Consider the following 3,417-nt stretch of genomic DNA (forward strand, 5'->3'; position numbering starts at 1 on the left):
GTGCTTGTCACCGACACACGCCAGCAGGCACTGGATGCCTTGCGCCAGGCAGGCGAGCAAGCCGGCCAGCTGACCCAGGACGTCGCCAAGACCGGCCAGCGCGACAAGCTGATGGCGCTGCACGCACCCGTTGACGGCACCATCCAGCAGTTAGCCGTCCACACCGTAGGTGGTGTAGTCACGCCTGCACAGCCGTTACTGGTCGTAGTGCCAGCCGAAGAAGCACTGGAGGTCGAAGTCACCGTCTTGAACAAGGACATAGGCTTCATGCGCGCCGGTCAACCCGTCACCGTCAAGGTCGACAGCTTCCCCTACACCCGCTACGGCTATCTGACCGGCACGGTCGCCAGTGTGTCCCACGATGCCGCGCAGGACGAAAAGCTTGGCCTGGTATTTCCCGCGCGCATCAAATTGAACGGCAGCACGCTGGAGATCGATGGGGTCAAGGTGCGGATGAGTGCCGGGATGAGCTTGAGTGCGGAAGTGAAGACGGGCAAGCGACGGGTAATTGATTACTTGTTGAGTCCTTTAGGTCGGCACGGGCAAGAATCATTTAGGGAGAGGTGAGTGATTGGATAAATACATCTGCGCTTAGGATCTTCTCAAGTTGGTAACTAAATGGTGGTGTAAGTGAATTATATTGGAATAATTTTCCCATTGGTTCTGGCCCTCGCTGGATGCGATTACGGGCCTTCAGTAGAGCAGGCAGATATCAACCTTGCTATTCATCAGGCATTAGTGAGAGTGGGGGAGTGTGGTTCTGTTGAATCTTGTCAGAAAGCGAGTCGTGTCTTCTGGGAAAGGGATGGTAAAGGGGTTTATTACAGCATATACGGGGTTTCAAGCAAAAGAAAAATTGAATTTGTTTGCAGGGAGGTTGAAGAGGCGAAGAGGGAAAGTAAGGTAAATTATAAATTAAATTTATATTTTTTTTCGGAAAGTAAAATTCAATCTTTGGATAAAGTGATTTATCCGACGCCAATTTACATAAAGGAACTATGATGAGCGGCCCCGTGTACTATGTTGAAATTAGATACGATATTGGCGGTTCGAATAATATACCGCACACCTTTTTTGTAATTACGAAGCCTGACGGCAGTTCGCGTGAATACGGGTTTGCTCCCTTGGAGGGAGGTGCCCTCGCAGGGGATGGCGCAGTATACGAAACAGGTGTAGGAACTGCCGAGGGCGAGCACGAATATCAGGCTGCTAGTAGTAAATACTCAATAAATCAGGCTCAGTATGAATCCCTCATGGGATTTGTTGATTCAACGAGGGTAGGGTCTACCTATTGGGCGGGAGGTGACCATTTTTCTGCCAGTATGTATAACTGCACCACTTGGCAGAGCACTGCATTTAACGCAGCAGGCATAGATCTTCCAACTGAGGCTGATCATGCGTGGAATCCTTACCAGCAATATACTTACGATAGGATTGAAGACTTTCATGATGCTGCAAGTGATTGGATTAATGATAAGGTAAATGAGGTTGGCGACTGGAGTGAGAAAACGGCAGAGCAGGTTTCAGATTGGGTGAAAGACCAGGCGGATCGTGCCCAAAGGACAGGGGAAGAGTGGTACGACACTGCGAAAAAAAACTTAGCCGACGCTAAAAAGGCTGCGGAAGACTGGTATGAAGATGCTCAAAAATGGATAAGTGATAAGGCAGCCGAAATTGGCGATATGGTCGACGATCTATTCGATCGTGCACGTAAATGGATTCCTCGCAGGGATCCACTGACTCTTGATCTAGATGGCGATGGAATTGAAACAGTCGCAGCAAGCGGGAAAGTATTGTTTGACCATGATGGCGACGGCATTAAGACAGGTACTGGATGGATCGCTTCAGACGACGGCTTAGTTGTTTTAGATAGAAATGGTAATGGCACGATAGATGGCGGCAGCGAGCTTTTTGGGGTCGATACCATTTTATCAAATGGGGCTACTGCAAGTTCAGGGTTCTCAGCTTTAGCAGACTTGGATACTGACAAAAACGGAATATTTGATGTTGGTGATGCCGAGTTTAGTAATGTTAGGGTGTGGAGGGATTTGAATCAGGACGGATCGTCTCAAGCTTCCGAATTGGCTACGTTATTAGATGCAGGTGTTGCTTCAATTAAATTAAATCCCTCGACTACCGATGACCTTGATCTGGGTAACGGCAATATTGTCGATAATCGTGGTAGTTATATTCGTACTGATGGCACAGCTGGATTGGCTGGCGACCTTCAGCTAGCCATCAATAACTATTTTAGAGACTTTAGCGGATCGCTTGATAAGGTGGAAGTGAGTAGCGAGGCAAATCTCTTGCCTGGCGTTAAAGGTAGTGGCGCAGTTCGTGATTTAAAAGAAGCTGCAACCCTCTCTACCCAGCTGCTTGCATCCATCCAAGCCTTAGTGCCTGGAACTTCACGCGACGCAATGAAAAGTTCGCTCGACACGATACTGGCGCGCTGGGCAGCGACCTCCACAATGCAGAGCAGTGAAGAGATGCTTGAATCTGTCGGGGGAGCGCGCGAGCTGCTTTACCGTGGCGTTCTGCCAGCCGATATCGCGGCCCAGAGCCCCGAAGCTATAGATGCTTGGATCAAGCAGCAGCATGCAGAACTTGGTCCCATGATTGCCATCTTGGAGAAGTTCAATGGCTCCAGCCTGATCAGCTATCGCTTCGACCAAGCATCCACGGGTGGTAGTACCTATTCCTGGAGTGAGCTCGCCAAGCTGGATGGCACCAAGACGCAGGTCATGAATATCTTGTTGCAGCCAGAACAGGTCGAATCCATCAAAGCCGCGTACGCTAGTTTGAAAGAGTCTGTGTATGCAGGCTTGGTTATGCAGACGCGTCTTAAAGGCTACCTAGATGGAGTCAACATTCAGTTTGTTGATGGATGCTTAAAGTTCGATTACTCGGCGCTTGATGCGATGTTGGAGTTAAAGCGGGGCCGTCAGCTGGATGAGGCATTTCAAGATATTGTTGACTTGCACACCTATGGGAAGTCTTTCTTAGAAGGGTCAGGTTGGAAATTTGGTGAAATTCTTGATGCCTGGATTGGTGAAGCCGTGTCAAGTTCGGCGGGCATGAATGCGATGGCAGCGGCAAACATAAAAATAGTCAATGGAACCTTTGCAGGTACAGGTTCCGATGACTTGGTTTGGGGGGGCACTGGAAACGACGTAGTCGCTGGTGGTGCTGGCGCTGATCTGATCGGTGGTGGTTACGGCAATGATGTTTTAAACGGCGGGGACGGGAGCGACCAGCTTTTCGGCGGGATGGGCGATGACAGTTTGGATGGAGGCGATGGCAACGACCTGCTGCTCGGTGGAGACGGTAACGACACCTTGTCCGGCGGCACCGGCACAGATCGTCTGGAAGGCGGTGCAGGCGATGACGTGTTGTCGGTGAACTCGCAGTCACGCG

The 3,417-nt window shown here is 50.2% G+C and carries 3 protein-coding genes; all 3 read left to right on the top strand.

The window, feature by feature from the left end; all coding sequences use genetic code 11:
- Positions 1-567 (top strand): HlyD family type I secretion periplasmic adaptor subunit (locus GGR73_RS08625; protein WP_184456551.1); only part of this gene is annotated, 567 nt, incomplete at its 5' end.
- Between the two features lie 63 nt (positions 568-630).
- Positions 631-1,002, top strand: a complete 372-nt coding sequence (locus tag GGR73_RS08630) for a hypothetical protein (RefSeq protein ID WP_184456553.1) — start codon at positions 631-633, stop codon at positions 1,000-1,002.
- On the top strand, positions 1,002-3,417 hold a 2,416-nt coding region (locus tag GGR73_RS08635), incomplete at its 3' end, for a calcium-binding protein (RefSeq protein ID WP_456362938.1). The genes GGR73_RS08630 and GGR73_RS08635, both read left to right, overlap by 1 nt.

The organism is Xanthomonas sp. F14 (assembly GCF_014199865.1).